Annotated in this window: 16 protein-coding genes, 1 other RNA gene and 1 pseudogene; 13 read left to right on the top strand and 5 right to left on the bottom strand. The window is 64.9% G+C overall.

Annotated elements, in window-relative coordinates; all coding sequences use genetic code 11:
- The first annotated feature begins 192 nt into the window (after positions 1 to 192).
- Both HAP54_RS25115 and HAP54_RS25120 read left to right on the top strand, forming a co-directional pair.
- Entirely contained in the window at positions 193 to 1,212 is a 1,020-nt protein-coding gene (locus HAP54_RS25115) for a patatin-like phospholipase family protein (protein ID WP_166304606.1), read from the top strand.
- A gap of 4 nt (positions 1,213 to 1,216) precedes the next feature.
- Positions 1,217 to 2,668 carry a GntP family permease gene (locus HAP54_RS25120; protein ID WP_166304609.1) on the top strand — a complete coding sequence of 484 codons (1,452 nt, stop codon included), beginning with the start codon at positions 1,217 to 1,219 and terminating at the stop codon, positions 2,666 to 2,668.
- 308 nt (positions 2,669 to 2,976) lie between these two features.
- On the opposite strand, the gene HAP54_RS25125 is transcribed toward HAP54_RS25120, so the two are convergent.
- Positions 2,977 to 4,632, bottom strand: coding sequence for a hypothetical protein (locus HAP54_RS25125; protein WP_166304612.1), 1,656 nt, complete (start codon positions 4,630 to 4,632; stop codon positions 2,977 to 2,979).
- A gap of 255 nt (positions 4,633 to 4,887) precedes the next feature.
- Positions 4,888 to 5,312, bottom strand: an RNA gene (gene rnpB / locus HAP54_RS25130) — RNase P RNA component class A.
- Between the two features lie 149 nt (positions 5,313 to 5,461).
- Between rnpB and HAP54_RS25135 the strand changes: the two genes are divergently transcribed.
- Positions 5,462 to 6,364 carry a LysR family transcriptional regulator gene (locus tag HAP54_RS25135; protein ID WP_166304614.1) on the top strand — a complete coding sequence of 301 codons (903 nt, stop codon included), beginning with the start codon at positions 5,462 to 5,464 and terminating at the stop codon, positions 6,362 to 6,364.
- A gap of 95 nt (positions 6,365 to 6,459) precedes the next feature.
- Positions 6,460 to 6,891 (top strand): PAS domain S-box protein, encoded by a 432-nt coding sequence (locus HAP54_RS25140; protein ID WP_166304617.1) that lies wholly within the window; start codon positions 6,460 to 6,462, stop codon positions 6,889 to 6,891.
- A gap of 21 nt (positions 6,892 to 6,912) precedes the next feature.
- Here HAP54_RS25140 and HAP54_RS25145 read toward each other — a convergent pair whose 3' ends face one another.
- Complete coding sequence (locus HAP54_RS25145) at positions 6,913 to 7,113, bottom strand: hypothetical protein (protein ID WP_166304620.1); 201 nt, start codon at positions 7,111 to 7,113, stop codon at positions 6,913 to 6,915.
- A 397-nt stretch (positions 7,114 to 7,510) separates the two neighbouring features.
- On the opposite strand from HAP54_RS25145, the gene HAP54_RS25150 reads away from it, so the two are divergent.
- Entirely contained in the window at positions 7,511 to 7,870 is a 360-nt protein-coding gene (locus HAP54_RS25150) for a YciI family protein (RefSeq protein WP_029078916.1), read from the top strand.
- A gap of 69 nt (positions 7,871 to 7,939) precedes the next feature.
- Entirely contained in the window at positions 7,940 to 9,175 is a 1,236-nt protein-coding gene (locus tag HAP54_RS25155; protein WP_166304623.1) for an RNA polymerase sigma factor, read from the top strand.
- A gap of 41 nt (positions 9,176 to 9,216) precedes the next feature.
- Here the strand turns inward: HAP54_RS25155 and HAP54_RS25160 are convergent, their stop codons facing one another.
- Positions 9,217 to 10,380 (bottom strand): IS4 family transposase, encoded by a 1,164-nt coding sequence (locus HAP54_RS25160; RefSeq protein WP_166298459.1) that lies wholly within the window; start codon positions 10,378 to 10,380, stop codon positions 9,217 to 9,219.
- A 186-nt stretch (positions 10,381 to 10,566) separates the two neighbouring features.
- Positions 10,567 to 11,442 (bottom strand): N-acetylmuramoyl-L-alanine amidase, encoded by an 876-nt coding sequence (locus HAP54_RS25165; protein ID WP_166304625.1) that lies wholly within the window; start codon positions 11,440 to 11,442, stop codon positions 10,567 to 10,569.
- Positions 11,443 to 11,910: 468 nt separating this feature from the next.
- Here HAP54_RS25165 and rsmH point away from each other — a divergent pair, with 468 nt between their 5' ends.
- The 7 genes and pseudogenes from rsmH (at position 11,911) to murD (ending at position 20,733) form a co-directional block, all read left to right on the top strand.
- Complete coding sequence (gene rsmH, locus HAP54_RS25170; RefSeq protein WP_166304628.1) at positions 11,911 to 12,906, top strand: 16S rRNA (cytosine(1402)-N(4))-methyltransferase RsmH; 996 nt, start codon at positions 11,911 to 11,913, stop codon at positions 12,904 to 12,906.
- 2 nt (positions 12,907 to 12,908) lie between these two features.
- Positions 12,909 to 13,298, top strand: a pseudogene (ftsL, locus tag HAP54_RS25175) (cell division protein FtsL); the annotation flags it as partial.
- 74 nt (positions 13,299 to 13,372) lie between these two features.
- Positions 13,373 to 15,139, top strand: coding sequence for a peptidoglycan D,D-transpeptidase FtsI family protein (locus tag HAP54_RS25180; RefSeq protein ID WP_166308354.1), 1,767 nt, complete (start codon positions 13,373 to 13,375; stop codon positions 15,137 to 15,139).
- A 49-nt stretch (positions 15,140 to 15,188) separates the two neighbouring features.
- Positions 15,189 to 16,664: a UDP-N-acetylmuramoyl-L-alanyl-D-glutamate--2,6-diaminopimelate ligase gene (locus HAP54_RS25185; RefSeq protein ID WP_166304634.1), complete on the top strand. Its 1,476-nt coding sequence runs from the start codon at positions 15,189 to 15,191 to the stop codon at positions 16,662 to 16,664.
- Positions 16,661 to 18,103, top strand: a complete 1,443-nt coding sequence (locus HAP54_RS25190) for a UDP-N-acetylmuramoylalanyl-D-glutamyl-2,6-diaminopimelate--D-alanyl-D-alanine ligase (protein WP_166304637.1) — start codon at positions 16,661 to 16,663, stop codon at positions 18,101 to 18,103. The genes HAP54_RS25185 and HAP54_RS25190 overlap by 4 nt, the downstream gene beginning before the upstream one ends.
- Positions 18,104 to 18,113: 10 nt before the next feature.
- Entirely contained in the window at positions 18,114 to 19,220 is a 1,107-nt protein-coding gene (gene mraY, locus HAP54_RS25195) for a phospho-N-acetylmuramoyl-pentapeptide-transferase (protein WP_166304640.1), read from the top strand.
- A gap of 112 nt (positions 19,221 to 19,332) precedes the next feature.
- The gene (murD, locus tag HAP54_RS25200; RefSeq protein ID WP_166304643.1) at positions 19,333 to 20,733 is read left to right on the top strand and encodes a UDP-N-acetylmuramoyl-L-alanine--D-glutamate ligase; all 1,401 of its coding nucleotides are present in this window, start codon (positions 19,333 to 19,335) and stop codon (positions 20,731 to 20,733) included.
- Positions 20,734 to 20,919: the final 186 nt, after the last annotated feature.

The raw sequence follows: 20,919 nt of genomic DNA on the forward strand, positions 1-20,919 counted from the left end.
GCCCCATGTATGTCGCCTTTTAAGAAACGTGGGCCTATGGCGACGCTGAAGCGATTGGGTCGCTTCGCTGCGGGATGAGGCGACGTCGTTCGAAGTTCGCCATCGGAACCAGGCGGTGACCGCAACTTTGGCTCGCATGTTCGGCCAAACCGCGACATAATGAGCGTCTCGCGTGCTGGTGAACGTGGTCTCATGAACCGTAGCCCCGTGCTCGTAGACTTGGCGCTCCAGGGTGGAGGATCGCATGGTGCGTTCACATGGGGCGTCCTGGATCGGCTTCTCGAAGAGCCATGGTTTCAGATTGCGGGCATATCCGGGACATCGGCCGGAGCGATGAACGCCGCCGTGCTGGCAGACGGTTGGACCGCGGGCGGCGCTGCGGGCGCACGTGAAGCGCTTGAAAAATACTGGCAAAGCGTCTCGCGCGCCGCCGCATTCAGTCCGTTGCAACGGTCGCCGCTCGACCGCCTGATGGGACGCTGGTCGCTCGACAGCTCTCCGGCCTATCTCTTCACCGATTTGATGTCGCGGATGCTTTCACCCTACGACCTCAATCCGCTGGGCTTCAATCCGCTGCGCGACATATTGAACGACAGCATCGATTTCGAGCGTCTTGCACGCGCGCCGATCAAGCTCTTCATAACCGCCACACGCGTGCGCACGGGTCGCGGACGGATTTTTCGCAACGCGGAGATTACCGCGGATGTCCTGCTCGCGTCGGCCTGCCTGCCAACGATGTTTCCTGCGATCGAGATCGATGGCGAGCCCTATTGGGACGGCGGCTATGCGGGCAACCCCACGATTACGCCGCTCGTTCGCGAGACCGACGCGCGCGACACCGTCCTCGTCCAGATCAACCCGACCGAGCGACTGGAGCAGCCGCGCACGGCCGCGGACATTCTCAACCGACTCAACGAGATCTCGTTCAATTCGCCGCTGGCAAAGGAGCTGCGGATGATCGCGTTGCTTCGTCAAGTTGCCGACCCTGGCACCGGAGAAGGTGCCCGTTGGGCGCAGATGAAGACGCACCGGATCAAGAGCGACATGCTTGCGACGTTCGGTTCGTCATCCAAGCTTAATGCCGAATGGGCTTTCGTGGCCAAGCTGCACGAGGAAGGGCGGCGAGCCGCCGGCGAATTCCTCGACGCGCATGGCGCCGATCTCGGTGAGCGTTCGACCGCTGATCTCGATATTCTGCTGACGGAGTGCTGAGGCGATGGGCCTTCTCGGCATTCTCGTCGGGCTTGGACTATTGGTCTGTCTTGCTTTCCGCGGTTGGAGCGTCCTGCTGCTCGCGCCGCTCTGTGCGCTGGTGGCCGCAGCCTTCGGTGGCGAGCCGTTGCTTGCCAACTGGACGCAGACCTTCATGGGCAGTGCGTCGGAGTTTCTCGCGCAGTTCTTTCCCATTTTTCTGCTTGGCGCCGTGTTCGGGAAGCTCATGGATGACAGCGGCGCGGTCACTGCGGTCGCGGGCTTCATCTCCCGATGTCTGGGCGAACGCCGGGTCATCCTCGCGGTCGTGCTCGCAGGTGCACTGGTCACCTACGGTGGCGTCAGCCTCTTCGTCGCGTTCTTTGTCATCGTTCCGATGGCGCAGTCGCTGTTTCGCACGGCGGGGATTTCGCGTCGTCTGGTACCGGCGGCGGTGATTCTCGGGACTTCGACCTTTACCATGTCGGCGCTGCCGGGCACGCCGTCGATACAGAATGCGATACCGATGCCTTTCTTCGGCACGCCCCCCTTTGCCGCACCGGGCCTCGGCGTTGTCGCATCGATCATCATGCTGGGCGTCGGGCTGTGGTGGCTGCTTCGCGCAGAGAAAGCAGCGCGTCGCGCAAATGAGGGCTATGGCGACGAGCCGCCGGTTTCGGAGGATGCAGCCGACGATGAGCTGTTGCGCGAGCGGGCTACGACGGCGCGAGAATTCGACCCGGCGGAGATCCGCCACGGATATCACAGCGACGCCGCTGTCCCGATTTTCAACGCCGTCCTACCCCTGATCGTGGTCGTCGCCGTTAACCTGGTGACGTCGCTCGTTGTCCTGCCTCGGCTTGATTTCTCATTCCTGGCCGAACAGCGGTGGGGAAATACATCACTGGCTGCCGTGGCCGGTGTTTGGTCGGTTGTCGTGGCGTTGGCTGGAGCGATCGTGACGGTCATCCTCTGCAACTGGACGCGACTGCCTGAACTACGACGAACCATGGATGCCGGTGCCAACGCGTCGGTCCTGCCGGCGCTGAGCGTCGCAAGCCTTGTCGGATTCGGCGCCGTTATCGCTTCGCTTCCCGCTTTCGGCGTGGTGCGGGACTGGGTGCTGCGAATTGAAGGCGGCCCACTGGTGTCGCTCGCGGTCGCGACGAACATCCTTGCCGCACTGACGGGGTCGGCTTCCGGCGGCTTGACGATTGCGCTCGATGCGTTGGGCCGGACCTACATGGATCTTGCCGCGGAGGCGGGTATTGACCCCGGCCTTTTGCATCGCGTCGCGGTGATCGGCTCGGGAACACTGGACATTCTGCCTCACAACGGCGCGGTCGTCAGCCTGCTCGCGATCTGTGGGCTGAAGCATCGCGAAAGCTATCTCGACATTGTCATGGTGGGCATTGTGAGTTCCGTTATCGCGCTCGCAGCGGTGATTGCGATCGGCACCGCATTCGGGTCGTTCTGACGCGAGGCGACGGGTCGGCACTGCTGGCCGCAAGGCGCGCCCTGGAATGACGGTCACTGTAAATGGCGAGGGGCCCGGCGTGTTGCGGCGAGCCCCTCATGGACCACCTTGGCAAAACGGGTTTTCTTGACGCGAACCGAAACTCCACTTCGCTCGAAAACCGCGTTGCCGTTCCTATTCGGTTTTGCTCCCGTTGTGGTTTGTCATGCCGCTCGAACGGGCTCCCGCTAGATGGGGATGCTGCCGCCACAACGCCAGCAATGGCGCGGTCCGCATCGCGATCGCCGCCCTGGGTTGGCAGCGGCCGCCTACGCGGCCATCGCCGTCCGTCGGCAGAAGCAGGATGCCTTGATCGGGATCTCCGCCCGCGCCTGCGCGAGATCGAGCCGCTGCTTGATCAGCGCGCTCTCCGCCTTCTCGCCGCGGCGAAGCAGGCATTCGTGCAGGCCATGGAGCGACCACAGATTGTCGGGATGCTGGCAGGCCCGGCTGAGCTTGCCGTCGAGACCGAGATCGGAACGGTAGACCGCCTCGGCTTCCGCGATATGTCCCTGCTCGAGCAGCAGCGCGCCGAGCGCGTGACGGGGCGGCTGCATCCATCCCCAGGGCTCGTCATAGGGCAGCGCGTCGGAGAGCTCGACCGATTTGCGCAGCTCCCCGAATGCGACGTCATAGTTGCCCTTGCGGTACTCCAGCTCGCCGTTCAGCATCGCTTCGGCGACGTTGAGCAGGTTCACCATCTTGTTGTTATGCAGGAGGCTGCTCTCCGGCACCCGGGCCTTCGCCGCCACGAACGATGCCTTCTCGGCCTCGGCCTCCGCGACATTGCCGAGCGCCGAATGCGCGACCGCCTTGGCGTAGTGGATCATCGCCGTTACCGAGCAGTAGAGGTCGCGATCGTCGGGCAATTTCTGCTCGATGATCTCGCGCCACTTTCCGAAGCGCACGAGCACGTGCTGCTTCATCGTCAGATAGCCTTCGAGGAAATCCGCCATCGGAGGCGACGGAATGCGCAGCACCGGCTCCGGCACGGTGGCGATCAACTCCTCGGCAGCAGCGATCGCGGGCGCGTACTGGCCGAGGAACATCGCGCCGTAGATCGCGAAGTGGAAGTTATGGATGACGTAGACGAGGTAGACGCCGGGATCGTCCGAATAGCGAAGGAAACTGCGGTCGGTCGCCAGTGCCTTCTGATTGTGGCGCAGCACGTCGTTGTAATGCCCGCACAGCACATCGAGATGCGTCGGCATGTGAATCAGGTGACCGCTGTCGGGCACGATCTCGCGCAGCCGGTCGCCGGCCCGCAGCGCGAGCTGCGGGAACGGCGACATCTCCATCAGGTGGACGTAGAGGTGCAGCAGGCCCGGGTGATCCCACGCCGCCGGAATTTTGTCGAATGCCTGTTCGAGGATCGATTTGCATTCTTCGGTGCCGGCAGCCTCGGCCGGCTTGCCGGAGGGCAGGTCCCACATCTGCCACGGGGTCTCGTTCATGATCGATTCGGCGAGCACCGCGCGGACCTCGAGATCGTCGGGAAAGGCCGCGAACACCTTGCGCATCTCCCTGGTGTAGGCCTTGTCCCACGGCGCCATGTCCTCGATCGCCTCGCGCTGCGGATAGCGTGCGGGCAGCGCCTCGACCATCGCCCGTTCCAGCGCGCTTGCTTTTCCCGCATGCGCGAGCGCGTCCTGCATCGCGTCGTAGGAGGCCTGTAGCGCCATCTGGCGTCCCTGTGCGTCATAGCGAACCCAGGGCAGATTGTAGTTCGGCCCCGCGGCGTAGCTGATGCCCCAATGCGCCATCGCGCATTCGGCGTCGTAATCGAGAGCCTTGCGGAAGCACTTGATCGCTTCGCCGTGGTTGAACCCGAACAGCCAGTTGAGCCCGCGGTCGAACCAGAGCTGGGCGTCCGGCGAGGATGTCGTGACTTTGCGGCTGTACGGCCCGAGATCAAAATAGGTCATGCCTTTTGCCTCCTGCGTGTGCCCTGCGTTGCGGATTGTCCTGGCGAAATCAGCAGCGTGGTTTGATGCCCTCGAAGGTGCAGTGCCGTGCCCGCAGTTTAGCAAAGAGGCGATCAACATCACAGCGCGCAACAGGTGGCACATCGGAAATGGCGAGGGGCCCGGCGTGTTGCGCCGAGCCCCTCATGGTCCACCTTAGCAAGACGCGTTTTCTTCACGCGAATCGGAACCCCACTTCGCTCGAAAACGCTTTAGGATATCAGCCGGCCTGTAAGCCGGGTTCTGTAGGGCACCATTCTTGCGAATGGTACGTGACGGCCATTCCTCTGGGACAAGGTTTGCACCTTGCCTCGAGCAACCTACCCGGACAGCGGGCCTGACATCGCCCTGCGGTGTTATCGCGCGTGCGCGAACTAACCGCGTTGCCGTCCCTATTCGGTTTTGCTCCCGGTGTGGTTTGCCATGCCGTCTCCGTTGCCGGAAACGCGGTGCGCTCTTACCGCACCTTTTCACCCTTACCCGGCCAAGCCCGAAGGCGAAGCGAGGCGGTTCGTTCTCTGTGGCACTTTCCCTGGGGTCGCCCCCGCCGGATGTTATCCGGCACCGCATGTCGATGGAGCCCGGACTTTCCTCCCCCGCGGCCTTTCGGCACCAGCGGGAGCGGCCGTCCGGCCGACTGACGGGCTAGGCATGAAGTCTTTGCTGCGCGGCGTCAAGCGATAGCGATGGTTAACTCGGGCCGATTTGCCCGGTTTTGACATTCGCGAAGGATAACCCTTTGATATCGAATTCATCGATCCAAGGGTTTCGTGCCAAAGGGTTTCGCGCCATGGACACCGAACTGGCCCGAACGTTCCTGACGGTGGTGAGCGCCGGCAACTTCATTACTGCGGCGGAACGTCTTCACGTCAGCCAGTCGACGGTCAGCACCCGCATTCACACGCTCGAGCAGCAGCTCGGCTGCGTGCTGTTCGTGCGAAACAAGGCAGGCACCACGCTGACGCCGGCGGGCCGGCAGTTTCAGCGGCACGCCTCGGTGCTGGTTCGCACCGTCGAGCAGGCACGCCACGATGTCGGAATCCCCAAGGGGTTTTCCGCGACGCTGGTGGTCGGCGGTCGCATCGGACTTTGGGAAGAGTATTTGCTGCGCTGGCTGCCGCTGATGACGCAGGCACATCCCGACGTCTCGATCCGCGCCGAGAGCGCGCTCGAGCCCGAATTGATGCAGGGGCTGGTCGAGGGCCGCATCGATATCGGCGTGATGTACACGCCGCAGAGCCGCCCCGGCCTCAAGGTCGAACAGTTGTTCGAGGAGCAGCTCATCCTGGTCTCGACCGATCCCAAGAGCGCACCGGAGCCGGGGCAGGGCTATGTCTATGTCGATTGGGGTGCTGAATTCTATGCGCGTCACTCTACGCTGTTTCCGAACTTCGCCGGCCCGGCGCTGACGGTGAATATCGGCTGGCTTGGATTGCAGCACCTTCTGGAGAATGGCGGCTCCGGCTTCTTCGCGCGCCGCATCGTCGAGCCGCTCCTGAAGGCGCGGCGGCTGCACGCCGTCGCCGGCGCGCCCAGCTTTGCGATGCCGGCCTATGTCGCCTATCCGGCTGATAGCCCCGACGACCATCTGGCGCGCGCGGTCGAGATCATGCACCGCCTCGCGGCATCCCAGGCCCGTTCCGGTGCGGACGTCGCACGGCCGAAGTCGGGCGTGCGGAGGCGGCGCGATTGATATCGGTATCGCCGATCGATCGCATCGCGATTCTTCGCTTGTCAGCGCGAACGTCCGAGTTCAGAGCAGGATCGGGATCAGCTGGAGGTCAAGCGATGGATATTGCGGCAGCGGTGGGGGACGCGTTGCTCAATGGCGCGTCCGACGCGATCGTTGCGACCGATGCGAGAGGCCGCATCACCTTGTGGAATCCCGGTGCGGTCAGGATGTTCGGCTTCACGGCCGACGAAGCGATCGGGCAATCGCTCGACCTGATCATTCCGGAAGCCTTGCGTGCGCGTCACTGGGCCGGCTACCGGCACGCGATGGCGACCGGGACCAGCCGTTACGGTCAGGGCGATCTGCTGTCGGTGCCTGCGCTGACAAAGCTCGGCGCGCGCATCTCCGTCGAATTCACCATCGTGATGCTGCACGACGCGGGACACGTCGCCGGCACCGTGGCCGTGATGCGCGACGTGACCAAGCGTTTCGAGGAACTCAAGGAATTGCGGCGCCGCGCGGCGCAGCAAGCCGGATCGTCATCATGAAACCGGCCGTGCGAACGCCAGCTATCTTCCCGATCGCAGACGCGTTTCGGCCAGCGCCGTGACGACGCCGATGATCAGCATCGAGACCACGAGGTCGGCTTCCGCACGGAAGCCAAACGCGATCACCGTGACGGACGCGACCGCCGCCAGGATCGCGATGGTCAGCCCTTCGTCGGCGATCAGCTGACGCAGCGCCTTCAAACGCGCGGTTACCCGTCGCATGGCCGGCCTCACACGCCCAGGGGATTGCCGCTCGCGGCGATGGCGGAAGCGACCTGGCTGGCGCGGTGGCCCGGTCTTGTCACGATCCGGCTGCGCAGGATTCGGTACAGCGTCCGCAGGAGCCGCGAAAGGTGCGTTGCTGTTTGCGGCAGTGATCTCATGGCGGGTCCTCCGAGTATCCGGCCGCAAGGCTACGCGCCGCGATGAATTAGACAAACGAATAATATTGGCTGTTACTATCGAATTATCCGATATAGGCTTGGGCTTGGTCCGACCATCGCCAGGCGGGAGATGCATTCACGCCGGGAGGCCAAATAATTTATCCTGATGATGTCGTCTTTCGTGTCGCCCGTTCGACTGGGTGTCGGCGATCCAGCCGATCAAGAGGAGAGATGAGATGCAGTATTTGTTGCTGATCTACCGGAGCGACGCGCAATACGCGCACATGACCCCTGACGACCGCAAGGCGTTGTCGGCGGAGTACGGAGTCTACACCCAGTCCATCATCCAGAGCGGCCACTTCAAGGCAGGCGACGGGCTGCAGCCGGTTTCGACGGCAACCACGGTGCGGGTCCGTGACGGCAAGACGCTGACGACGGATGGTCCGTTCGCGGAAACCCGCGAACAGCTCGGCGGCTATTATCTGGTCGAGGCCAAGGATCTCGACACTGCGCTCGGCCTTGCGGCGCGGATCCCCGGCGCCAGGGACGGGTCGATCGAAGTCAGGCCGGTGATGATCTACGACAATCCGCGGTGACGCCATTGTCGCATCATGAATGCAGCGGCCGCGTCGCCTGGCGCGGCCGCTGAGTAACGATGGATGGACATGACCCCGAGCCAGATCGAGAAAGTCTTCCGCGACGAAGCGGGCCGGGCGCTCGCGACGCTGATCCGTCTCGTCGGCGATTTCGATCTGGCGGAGGATTCCCTGCAGGACGCCTTCGCGGTCGCGCTGCAGCGCTGGCCGATCGACGAATTCCCCGCCAATCCGCGCGCCTGGCTGGTCAATGTCGGCCGCAACAAGGCGATCGACCGCGTCCGCCGCGCCGTCAGCTTTCGCGGCAAGCAGCAGGAGCTGACGCATCAATTGTTGCTGGATGCGGAGGCGCCGCCCGAGCCGGCCGATGCGACGCTCGACGACGACATGCTCAGGCTGATCTTCACCTGTTGCCATCCGTCCTTTGCCGCGGAGGTGCAGGTTGCGCTGACCCTGCGTACGGTGTGCGGGCTGACCACGGCGCAGGTCGCGCGCGCGTTCCTGGTCAGCGAGGACGCGATGGCGCAGCGCCTCGTGCGCGCCAAGCTGAAGATCAAACTCGCCGGCATTCCCTATGAGGTGCCGGAGCGCGAGGCGCTGGAGCCGCGCCTTGCGGGCGTGCTCGCGGTGATCTACCTCGTGTTCACCGAAGGCTATGCCGCGACCTCCGGCGAGGATCTGATGCGGCCTGATCTTGCGCGCGAGGCGATCCGCCTGGCGCGGCTGCTCGATGCGCTGATCCCGGCGCGCGGCGAGATCAAGGGCCTGTTGGCGCTGATGCTGCTGCACGATGCGCGCCGCGCCGGCCGCCAGACCGCTGATGGCGACATCGTGCTGCTCGAGGAGCAGGACCGTTCGCTGTGGGATTTCCAACAGATCGCCGAAGGCCTCGAGCTGGTCGAGGCGGCGCTGCGAATGCCGGGCCGGCCGCAATCCTATGCGGTGCAGGCCGCGATCGCCGCGCTGCATGCGCGGGCGCCGAGCTATGAGGATACCGACTGGCCGCAGATCGCCGGTCTCTACGAGGTGCTGCTCCGCATCAGCCCGTCGCCGGTGATCGAGCTCAACCACGCCGCCGCGGTGTCGATGGTCGACGGCCCGGCGCGCGCGCTCGACCTGATCGATGCGCTGGACGCGCGCGGCAGCCTGAAGGTATACGACCAGCTGCCTGCGGTGCGCGCCGATTTGCTGCGCCGCCTCGGCCGCAAAGACGAAGCGCGCGCGGCGTATCTGGCCGCGACCGCCGCGACGCAACTCGAGCCGCTGCGGCGGCTCTATGCGCGGCGGATCGCGGAACTGGGGTGAAGTCACCTCGCCCCGCTTGCGGCAGGGCTGTCCGGGGAAATTCAACCATAGCAGAGTTCCATCTGGTTGAGGGGCGTTCTGCATTTGCGGCGGCTAGGGTTGATTGGCGGAGGCTTGTCGATGCTGGCGAAGGCTCGCCGGGTGAACAGGAACTGGCTGACGAGTTCGGCGAGCCTGAGCGGCAGCATTTTGATGCAGTTGGTCCGCGCGGCAATGCGCAACAGTAGGTAGGCAATCATCGCAGCAAGCACTTGCAGGCGGATTGCATTGTCGTTGGTGCCGAGGAACTTGCGGATGTCGAGGTGCTGCTTGATCCAGCGGAACAGCAGTTCGATCTGCCACCGGCTCTTGTAGAGGGCGGCGATCTCGACGGCCGTTCGGGTCGTATCGTTGGTGAGAAGCGTGATCACGCCGCCGTTCTCCCGCCTGACCTTGATGCGCCGCAGCGGTATCGGCAAACGCGAGTCGCCCTTACTGGTGAGCTTCACCTCGTCGTCGACGATGATCCTGAAGCCGTCCCCCTTGCTGTTGCGGATGGTGCGATGCCTGACCGCGCGTAGCCGGATGCTCGTCTTCGGCCGGGTCACGAAGAAAGCCTTGCTATCATTGATCTTCTGCCACCAGTCGAAACGGCAATATCCCTTGTCGAACACGTAGGTTGTGCCGGCCTGGATCGGAGTCTGGCGACCGATCTCGATATCGTTGACGTTGGCAGCCGTCACCTCGACGCACTTCGGGATATCGCCCTTGGGATCGTAGACCACGTGCAGCTTCATGCCGCGGATGCGGCCGTTCCACACCGCCCAGGTGCAAACTTTGCCAAGCGGGATCGGACTGGCGTCGATCAGGCGCACCATCTCCTTGCCTTCGCCCCGCAACTGCCGGCTTGCCATCGCCGACAATCGTGCAAAGGTTTGCGCAAAAATGCTGGACGGGCGGCGGGTATTGGCATCCGACAGCGTCGAGCGGGACAACCTGCCGGTGCCCAGATGATAGTGATGCTGAGGATTGGCGTTGAAGCCGGTCACCACGGCGCGCAGGCTGTTGTTCCCGCTCAACTGCGCATAGATCAGCGCTACCAGGTGATCCCAGCTCTTGAACGACTTGTCGTAGGCATCCCCGTCCAGACGATCCACAGCCGTCTGAAACTGCCGCCGATTGATCGGTTCAAGCAGCCTACTAAAAATGCTATCGCGAAATCGCATGCTCGGCCTTCTGTGTCTCGACAACCAGAAAAGACCGATTTGCCTCGGTTTTGCCGAGCATGCACCGCGACACAGTGAATCATTCCCCGGACAGCCCTGCGCTTGCGGGGAGAGGTCGGATTGCATCGCAGATGCAATCTCCCCGCAAGAGTGGGGCGAGGAGCAGATTCGGTGAGCGCCTATTGCCTACTTCTCCTTCGCCACCACCGTTGGCGCCGCGGCATCCGGCGGCAGGCTTTCGAGCAGCGCGTGCAGCGTCGCCATGGTGGAGCGGTCGGCGATGCCGTCGATCCGCTCGGGGCGGAAGTGGCGCTGGAAGGCGGTGACGACCTCCATGGTCGCGCCGTCGAACTTGCCGTTGGTCGGGATGTTGTAGCCGTAGCGGCGGAACGCGGCCTGCATGTTGGAGACGTTGTCGCTGATCGCGCCCAACTGCAGCGCGTCGCCGCGCACGATCGGCGCCGGCTGCACCCAGTGCCCGACGCCGGAATTGGCCAGCGAGTGCCACGGGAATTTCTCGCCGGGATCCTTCTTGCGCGCCGGCGCCACGTCGGAATGGCCGAGCACCCGATGCGAGACCACCTTGCGGCGAAGCATGATGCCGCGGCACAACGCGATGACGGCGGCGATCTGGCGCAGCGGAAAATCGGGATAACCCCAATCGTGACCGCGGTTGACGATCTCGACGCCGATCGAGCAGGAATTGATGTCGTCCTCGCCGGCCCACGCCGCCACGCCGGCGTGCCAGGCGCGCTTGCTCTCCGGCACGCACTGCACGATCCGTCCGTCCTCGAGCACGATGTAATGCGCCGAGACCTCGGTGCCGGCGGTGCAGAGCTGGGTGATCGCGCCCTCGACGTCGGGCATGCCGGTGTAGTGCAGCAGGATCATGTCGGGCTGCCGGTCATTGGCGCGGTCGCCGAAATTGACCGACGGGATCACGTCGGAGGCGATCGAGGAATCCGGCGTGAACGTCTTCGCGTCGGCCACTCCCTTCGGAACAGGGAGGGCGCGCTGACGCTTCTGATCGGCGTTGCCGGACGAAGACGAACCTGAAGCCATACGAATCACTCAAACCCGAACCAGGAGAAAGCATTTTGACATATGGATAAACAAATAGGCGTTTACTATTCCTTTACCGTGCAGGCCGCGCAATCGGCCTGCCGGTTCCAGGGCGCACATGATGCCCCGAGCGGGGGCCGAGCGCATCACTCGAAAGTGGATCAAAGGCGCGCGATTCCGCTAACCGATGATCAACGTTTTCTTAACGTTAAGTGCCGTTACTGAGAGCTGAAGTGCCGAACCGTTTTCGGGGGACGGCCAAGGTCCGCTTTTGCGCGAAATCCCATGGAAACCCTCCCAATTCCGGTCGGATATCAGGATTTGCGGCCGAGGACGGGAGTTGGCGCTGGTTTCACGCAGCGGCTTTTTCGCAGGAACGGTCAGGTAAAGCGCGAGGATTCGAGGCGCAATGAGTCGGCGCGCAGCCAGCTTGCATGCCAGTTACGCGGCCCTGCCCAGGGGCGGCGCATGAGCGAGCGTGCGCCCCGTCACATTTCGGTGCTGGGCCGCGAGGCGGTCGCGTATCTCGATCCGCGCGCCGGCGGCATTTATGTCGACGCGACGTTCGGCGCCGGCGGCTACAGCCGTGCGATCCTCGATGTCGCCGACACGCGCGTGATCGGCATCGATCGCGACCGCACCGCGATAACAGGCGGCTTCGATCTGGTCGACGGCGCCGGCGGCCGCCTGACGCTGGTCGAGGACCGCTTCTCGGATCTTGCCGAGGTCTGCGCCGCGCAGGGGTGTGATGCGGTCGACGGCGTCGTGATGGACGTCGGGGTGTCCTCGATGCAGGTCGACCAGGCCGAGCGCGGCTTCTCGTTCCGCCTCGGCGGCCCGCTCGACATGCGGATGGCACAGAGCGGCCCGGCCGCGGCCGATGTGGTGGCGACCGCTTCGGAGAAAGAGCTCGCCGACATCATCTATATCTTCGGCGAGGAGCGCCATTCGCGCGGCGTTGCCCGCGCCATCGTCGCCGCGCGCAAGGACGCGCCGATCACGACGACGCAGGCGTTGGCCGACATCGTCGCCAAGGTCGTGCGCGCCAAGCCGAACGAGATCCATCCCGCGACGCGTACCTTCCAGGCGCTGCGCATCTTCGTCAATGAAGAGCTCGACGAGCTGCATCGCGCGCTCGCCGCGGCCGAGCGTGTGCTGAAGCCGGGCGGACGGCTCGTCGTGGTCTCGTTCCACTCGCTGGAAGACCGCATCGTCAAGAATTTCCTCACTGAACGCGGCAAGGTCGCCGGCGGCTCGCGGCATCTGCCCGAGGTCGCGCAGGCAGCGCCGAGCTTTCAGATCCTGACCAAGCGTCCGGTGACGCCGGGCGAAGCCGAACTCGCCGCCAATCCGCGCGCGCGTTCCGCAAAACTGCGTGCGGCCGAACGCACCACAGCGCCAGTGCATGCCGACGACGACCTGCCGTCATGGCCGCGGCTGTCAGACCTGAAGCGGGGAGGGTGACGATGCGCCTTCTCCATCTCCTCGTCATCGGCATGCTGATCTTCGCGGCGTCCTATGTTTACCGCATCAAGATGGAATCGACCGCCCGCGTCGAACGCGTGCTTCAGCTCAACGCGGAAATCCGCGAGCAGCGCAACGCCATCGCCACCTTGCGCGCCGAATGGGCCAAGCTCGACGCGCCGCTCAGGCTGCAGGGGCTTGCCGAGCGGCATCTGCCGCTGAAGCCGGTCAACGCCAACCAGTATGATTCCCTGAAGAACCTGCCGGAACGGCCGCCGAACTTCACGCGGCCCGGTTCGCGCGATCCGATCGGCGCGATGATCGACACCATCGAGGCCGCCGCCGCGCCCGACAGCACCACCGGGTCGATTGCGAAGCCGGCGTCAGACCAGTCGGCCGCCGATCAGCTTGCGCCCACCGCGGACACCGATCAGGGCGGGGGAGACCAGCAATGACGGGACCAGCCATGACCGATCCGGCACCCGCCGGCAAACCGGCCGGGAAGCCCGAGCCCAAGCCCGAGCCCTGGAGCCAGCGGCTGATCCGCACGCTGCTGTACGGCAGCAATGTCGACCGTGCCGCGAAGGCGCGCGCGCGCGTCGGTCTGGCCATTGTCGCCTTTGCTGTGGTCTATTGCGTGCTGGCCGGACGGCTGGTGTTGTTCGCGGTCGGCGCCGACAGCCATGGCGCGCGGCGCGCCGCCTCGCAGGATGCGATCGCAACCGCCAGGCCCGACATCACCGACCGCAACGGCGAAATCCTCGCCACCGACGTCAAGGCGCCGAGCCTGTTCGCCGAGCCGCGCCGCCTCATCGACAAGGACGAGGCGATCGAGCTTCTGACCGCGACCTTGCCCGATCTCGACACCGGCGAGGTGCGCGACCGCCTGTCGTCGCGCAAGGGTTTCGTCTGGCTGAAGCGCGAGATCACGCCGAAGCAGCAGTCCGACATCCACCGGCTTGGCCTTCCCGGCGTCGGCTTCCTGCGCGAGAACAAGCGCGTCTATCCGACCGGCAACGAGGTCGCCCATCTGATCGGCCTGGTCAACATCGACAACCAGGGCATCGCCGGGATGGAGAAGTGGCTGGACAGCAACGGTCTGGCCGATCTGCATCGCGCGGGCTTCGCCACCGACCGGCTGCAGAAGCCGGTTGAATTGTCGGTCGACCTGCGCGTCGAGCACGCGCTGCGCGACGAACTGATCAAGGCCAAGGAGAAGTTCAAGGCCAAGGCCGCCTCAGGCCTTGTCTCCAACGTGCGCACCGGCGAGATCGTGGCGATGGTGTCGCTGCCGGATTTCGATCCGAACAATCCGAAGGAGGCGCACGATCCCGATCGCATCAACCGCCTGACCACCGGCGTCTACGAGATGGGCTCGACCTTCAAGGCGTTCACACTGGCGATGGCGCTGGATAGCGGCAGGTTCGACCTCAACTCGATGTGGGATGCGCGCGGCCCGCTGCATTACGGGAAGTTCGCGATCCATGACGATCACAACATGGGCCGCATGATCAACATGAAGGAGGTGTTCTACTATTCCTCCAACATCGGCGCCGGGCGCATCGCGCTGGCGATGGGCGTCGACGCGCACAAGGCCTTCCTGCGCAAGATGGGACAGCTCGAGCGGCTGCGCACCGAATTGCCGGAGAGCGCCTCGCCGATCGTGCCGAAGAAGTGGGGCGAATTGAACACCGTCACCATCTCGTTCGGTCACGGCGTCGCGGTGGCACCCTTGCAGGCGGTGATGGGCATCGACGCGCTGGTCAATGGCGGCTACCTGATCCCGCCGACCTTCCTCAAGCGCACTGAGCAGGAAGCGATGGCGCTCGCCAAGCGCGTCATCAAGCCCGAGACCTCGGACAAGATGCGCTATCTGATGCGGCTCAACGCCGAGATCGGCACCGCCAAGAAAGCCGACGTCAAGGGCTACTATATCGGCGGCAAGACCGGCACCGCGGAGAAGGTGATCAACGGCCGCTACGCCAAGAAGAAGGTGCTGAACGCGTTCACCGCGATCCTGCCCGCCGACAATCCGAAATACCAGCTGCTGATTATGCTCGACGAGCCGCAGCCCCTGAAGGAGACCTATGGTTTCATCACTTCGGGCTGGAATGCGGTGCCGACCGGCGGCAATGTGATCGCCCGAATTGCGCCGCTTTTGGGCGTCGAACCGCGATTCGACCTGCCGCCGTCCGACCGCCTTATTCTTGCGGCATCCAGAACAACCCAGTAAGGCGTACATGAACGCGGCGCCAGAACAGCGCCGGCCAGACTGCAAGATCATGAGACTTCGCGACCTCTTCAGCGATGACGCCACGATCGATCCGAGTGCCTCCTCTGTCACGGTCGGAGGGCTTGCGGTCGATAGCCGTGCGGTGAAGCCGGGCGACCTGTTCTTCGCGCTATCAGGCAGCCGGACCGACGGCGCGCGCTTTGTCGATGCGGCGATTGCCGCAGGCGCGGTCGCAGTCGCCAGCGACCATCTGCCGCAAGGTCAAGGCAAAGGCCAGGGTCACGCCCGCGCGCCGTTCGTGATCACGCCGAATCCGCGCCGCGCGCTGGCGCTCGCCGCGGCGAAATTCTTTTCCCGCCAGCCCAAAACGATCGCGGCGGTGACCGGCACCAGCGGCAAGACCTCGGTCGCGGCATTCACGCGCCAGATCTGGCAGCGGCTCGGTCACTCCTCCGCGAGCATCGGCACCATCGGCCTCGTGTCGGACAAGCGCACCGTCTACGGGTCGCTGACCACGCCGGATCCGATCGCGCTGCATCGCCAGCTCGACGAGATCACGGGCGACGGCGTCACCCATCTGGCGTTCGAGGCCTCCTCGCACGGTCTCGACCAGTATCGCCTCGACGGCGTGCGCATCGAAGCCGGCGGCTTCACCAATTTGTCGCGCGACCACATGGATTATCATCCCGACGTCGCGCATTACCTCAATGCCAAGCTCCGGCTGTTCCGCGATCTCGTCGCCGACGGCGGCGCCGCCGTGATCTCGGCCGATCATGACTGCTCGGCCGAGGTGATCGACGCGGCACGGGCGCGCGGCTTGCGCATCATCACGGTCGGGCGCAACGCCGATGCGGGTGAGGGCATCCGTCTCGCCGATGCTGCCATCGAAGGCTTTGCCCAGAGGCTCGCGATCGAGCACCGCGGGCGCAAATGCGCGATCCGGCTGCCGCTGGTCGGCGAATTCCAGATCGAGAATGCGCTGGTCGCGGCGGGCCTTGCGATCGGCACCGGCAGTGCCGCGGATGACGTGTTCGGCACTCTCGAACATCTCGAAGGCGCAAAAGGCCGGCTGGAATTCGTCGGTGAGCACAATGGCGCGCCGATCTTCGTCGACTATGCGCACAAGCCCGATGCGCTCGCCAAAGCACTGCAGGCGCTGCGGCCCTATGCGAAGCGCAAGCTCGTCGTGATCTTCGGCGCCGGCGGCGATCGCGACGCCGGCAAGCGTCCGATCATGGGCGCGATCGCGGCCGAGAATGCCGATCACATCATCGTCACCGACGACAATCCGCGCAGCGAGAAGCCGGAGGCGATCCGCGCCGCGATCATGGCGACGGCGAAGGGCGCGCGCGAGATCGGCGACCGTGCCGCTGCGATCCGCGCCGGGATTGCCGGCCTGGAGCCGGGCGATGCGCTGGTCGTCGCCGGCAAGGGCCATGAGGTCGGGCAGATCGTCGGCAACACGACCTTGCCGTTCAGCGATCATGAAGCAGTCGCCAATGCATTGGCCGAGGAGGGCGCATGAGCACGATGTTGTGGACCTCGGATGCAATGGCGAAGGCGATGCGCGCCGCGACCCAAGGCACGCTGCCGGAGGGCGTCACCGGGCTCTCGATCGACAGCCGCAGCATTGCAAAGGGCGAGGCCTATTTCGCCATCAAGGGCGACGTCCATGACGGCCACGCCTTCGTCGAGGCGGCACTGAAGGCCGGCGCGGCACTCGCCGTGGTCGAGACCGCGCAACGGGCAAAGTTTCCTGCCGACGCGCCGCTCCTGGTGGTCGACGACGTGCTCGCCGGCCTTGTCGAACTCGCCCACGCCTCGCGCGCGCGGCTCAACGCAAAGATCATCGCGGTGACAGGCTCGGTCGGCAAGACCTCGACCAAGGAGGCGCTGCGGCGTGTGCTGTCGGCGCAGGGCGAGACCCATGCCTCGGTGGCGTCGTTCAACAATCACTGGGGCGTGCCGCTGTCGCTGGCTCGCTGCCCGGCGAGCACTCGCTTTGCGGTGTTCGAGATCGGCATGAATCATGCGGGCGAGATCACGCCGTTGGTGAAGATGGTGCGGCCGCATGTCGCCATCATCACCACGATCGAGCCGGTGCACCTGGAATTCTTCTCCGGGATCGAGGCGATCGCCGACGCCAAGGCGGAGATATTCGCAGGGCTCGAGCCCGGCGGCGCGGTGGTGCTCAACCGCGACAATGGACAATTCGCACGGCTGCACAAGCAGGCCAAGCAGGCCAAGCAGGCCGGCATCTCGCGCATCGTCTCGTTCGGCGCCGACAAGCGCGCCGAGGCGCGGCTGATTGACCTCTCGCTGCACGCGACCTGCTCGGCGGTGCATGCGGATATCCTGGACCATGACATCACCTACAAGATCGGCATGCCCGGCCGCCACATGGCGATGAACTCGCTCGCGGTGCTCGCGGGCGCCTCGCTGCTCGGCGCCGATATCGCGCGCGCGGCGCTGTCGCTGTCGCAGCTCGAGGCGCCGACCGGGCGCGGCCTCCGCCGCACGCTCGAGGTCGGCCATGGCGAGGCGACGTTGATCGACGAGAGCTATAACGCCAACCCGGCCTCGATGGGCGCCGCCCTCAACGTGCTCGGCCAGGCCAAAACCGGGCCGCATGGCCGCCGCATCGCGGTGCTCGGCGACATGCTCGAGCTCGGGCCGACCGGGCCGGATTTGCACTGCGGCCTCAACGAAGCCGTGACCGCCAACCGCATCGACCTCGTATATTGTTGTGGTCCGTTGATGCGGAATTTGTGGGATGCCCTTTCCACCGGCAAGCGGGGAGGCTATGCCGAGAGCTCGGCGGCGCTCGAAGCGCAGGCGGTCGCCGCGGTCCGTGCCGGTGACGTGATCATGGTGAAGGGCTCGCTGGGATCGAAGATGAAGCTCATTGTCAGCGCGCTGGAAAAACGCTTCCCCGGCAAGGCCGCGCACGAAGAAGCGGTATAGGACCTTTTGAATGTTCTACTGGTTGATCGAACTGTCCAACACCGTTCCGGGGTTTGGGGCATTCCGCAGCGGCCTGAACGTGTTCCGCTACATCACCTTCCGCACCGGCGGCGCGATGGTGACCGGCGCGCTGTTCGTGTTCCTGTTCGGGCCCTGGATCATCGATCATTTGCGGCTGCGGCAGGGCAAGGGCCAGCCGATCCGCACCGATGGTCCCCAGTCGCATCTGATCTCGAAGAAGGGCACGCCGACCATGGGCGGGCTCATGATCCTGTCCGGGCTCGTGGTGTCGACGCTGCTCTGGGCCAATCCGCTCAATCCCTATGTCTGGATCGTGCTGGCGGTGACGCTCGGCTTCGGCTTCGTCGGCTTCTATGACGACTATTTGAAGGTCACAAAGCAGTCACACTCTGGCTTCGCCGGCAAGCTCAGGCTGCTGATCGAGGCGGTGATCGGGATTGCCGCCTGCTACGCGCTGGTCCGGCTCGGCCGCGACGTGTCCTCGACCTCGCTGGCGATTCCGTTCTTCAAGGACATGGTGATCAATTTCGGCTGGTTCTTCGTGATCTTCGGCGCCTTCGTGATGGTCGGTGCCGGCAATGCTGTCAATCTCACCGACGGCCTCGACGGTCTTGCCATCGTGCCCGTGATGATCGCCGCAGCAAGCTTCGGCATGATCTCGTACCTCACCGGCAACGCGGTATTCTCCGACTATCTGCAGATCAATTACGTCGCCGGCACCGGCGAGCTCGCGGTGCTGTGCGGCGCGGTGCTCGGCGCGGGCCTGGGCTTCCTCTGGTTCAACGCGCCGCCGGCCTCGATCTTCATGGGCGACACCGGCTCGCTGGCGCTCGGCGGCATGCTCGGGGCCACCGCGGTTGCGGTGAAGCACGAGATCGTGCTCGCCGTGATCGGCGGCCTGTTCGTGCTGGAGGCAGTCTCGGTCATCGTCCAGGTCGCCTCGTTCAAGCTCACCGGCAAACGCGTGTTCCGGATGGCGCCGCTGCACCATCATTTCGAGCAGAAGGGCTGGACCGAGCCGCAGATCGTGATCCGGTTCTGGATCATCTCGGTGATGCTGGCACTCGCCGGGCTGTCGACGCTAAAGTTGCGCTGATGATGAAGAAGCCCTCCTACTGTCATTCCGGGGCGTGCGAAGCACGAACCCGGAATCTCGAGATTCCGGGTTCGCGCGAAGACGCGCGCCCCGGAATGACGGAGGTCACATCATGATCCCGGTCACCTCCTTCGCAGGCAAGACGGTCGCAGTGTTCGGGCTCGGCGGCTCCGGGCTTGCGAGCTGCCATGCGCTGAAGGCCGGTGGCGCGGAAGTGATCGCGGCTGACGACAGTGCCGACAATGTCGCCAAGGCCGCGCAGGCCGGGTTCACCACCGCGGATCTGCGTAACCTGTCGTGGGCGAATTTCGCCGCGCTGATCCTGACCCCCGGCGCGCCGCTGACCCATCCGGCGCCGCACTGGAGTGTACTGAAGGCGCGCGATGCCGGCGTCGAGGTGATCGGCGACGTCGAATTGTTCTGCCGCGAGCGGCGCCGTCACGCACCGAACGCGCCGTTCGTCGCCATCACCGGCACCAACGGCAAGTCGACCACCACGGCGCTGATCGCGCATCTGATGAAGGTGGCCGGCTACGACACCCAGATGGGCGGCAATATCGGCACCGCGATCCTGTCGCTGGAGCCGCCGCGGATGGGCCGCGTCCATGTCATCGAGATGTCGTCCTACCAGATCGACCTCGCGCCGTCGCTCGATCCTTCGGTCGGCATCCTGATCAATATCAGCGAGGACCACATCGATCGCCACGGTACGCTGGCGCATTACGCCGCGGTGAAGGAACGGCTGGTCGCCGGTGTGCAGCAGGGCGGCACCGCGATCGTCGGCGTCGACGACGGCTGGTGCCGCGACATCGCCGATAGGCTCGATCGCGCCGGCAAGCGCGTGGTGCGCATCTCCGTCAAGAACCCGCTGCCCGACGGCCTCTATGTCGAGCATGAAACGATCGTGCGCGCGTCCGGCGCGGCGCGCAGCGAGATCGCGCGTCTCGGCGGCATCGGCTCGCTGCGCGGCCTGCACAATGCGCAGAACGCGGCCTGCGCCTCGGCCTGTTCGCTCGCGATGGGGATTACGACCGACGTGCTGCAGAACGGCCTGCGCAGCTTCCCTGGTCTGGCGCACCGCATGGAGCAGGTCGGCCGCCGCGGCAACGTGTTGTTCGTCAACGACTCCAAGGGGACCAATGCCGATGCGGCCGCGCATGCGCTGTCGTCCTTCGCCGACATCTTCTGGATCGCGGGCGGCAAGCCGAAGGCGGGCGGCATCACGGGTCTCACCGGCTTTTTCCCGCGCATACGCAAAGCCTATCTGATCGGCGAGGCGGCAGCCGAGTTTTCCGGAACGCTCGGCGAGCGCGTGCCGCACGAGATGTCCGGCACGCTCGACGTCGCAATCGCCAGCGCCGCGCGCGATGCCGGGGCGTCGGGGCTCTCCGAGGCCGTCGTGCTGCTGTCGCCGGCCTGTGCCTCGTTCGACCAGTACCGCAATTTCGAAATCCGCGGCGCCGCCTTCCGTGACATTGTCCAGGCACTGCCCGGCGTCAAGCCGGTGGTGTGACGATTCCGACGTCGTAGTCTGGACATCGTAGGATGGATAGAGCGCAGCGAAACCCATCGCTGCTTGGCCGGACAGTATCGATGGGAATTGGTTTTTTCTTCATCGTATGTGAGGTGAGCACGTCTCTCAGGCTCCCTCCCCCTTGCGGGGGAGGGTGGGGAGAGGGGTGGCCCCGGGCTGAGCTGA

Origin of the sequence: Bradyrhizobium sp. 2S1, from assembly GCF_011516625.5 — a bacterium.
Taxonomy (GTDB): Bacteria; Pseudomonadota; Alphaproteobacteria; order Rhizobiales; family Xanthobacteraceae; genus Bradyrhizobium; species Bradyrhizobium septentrionale.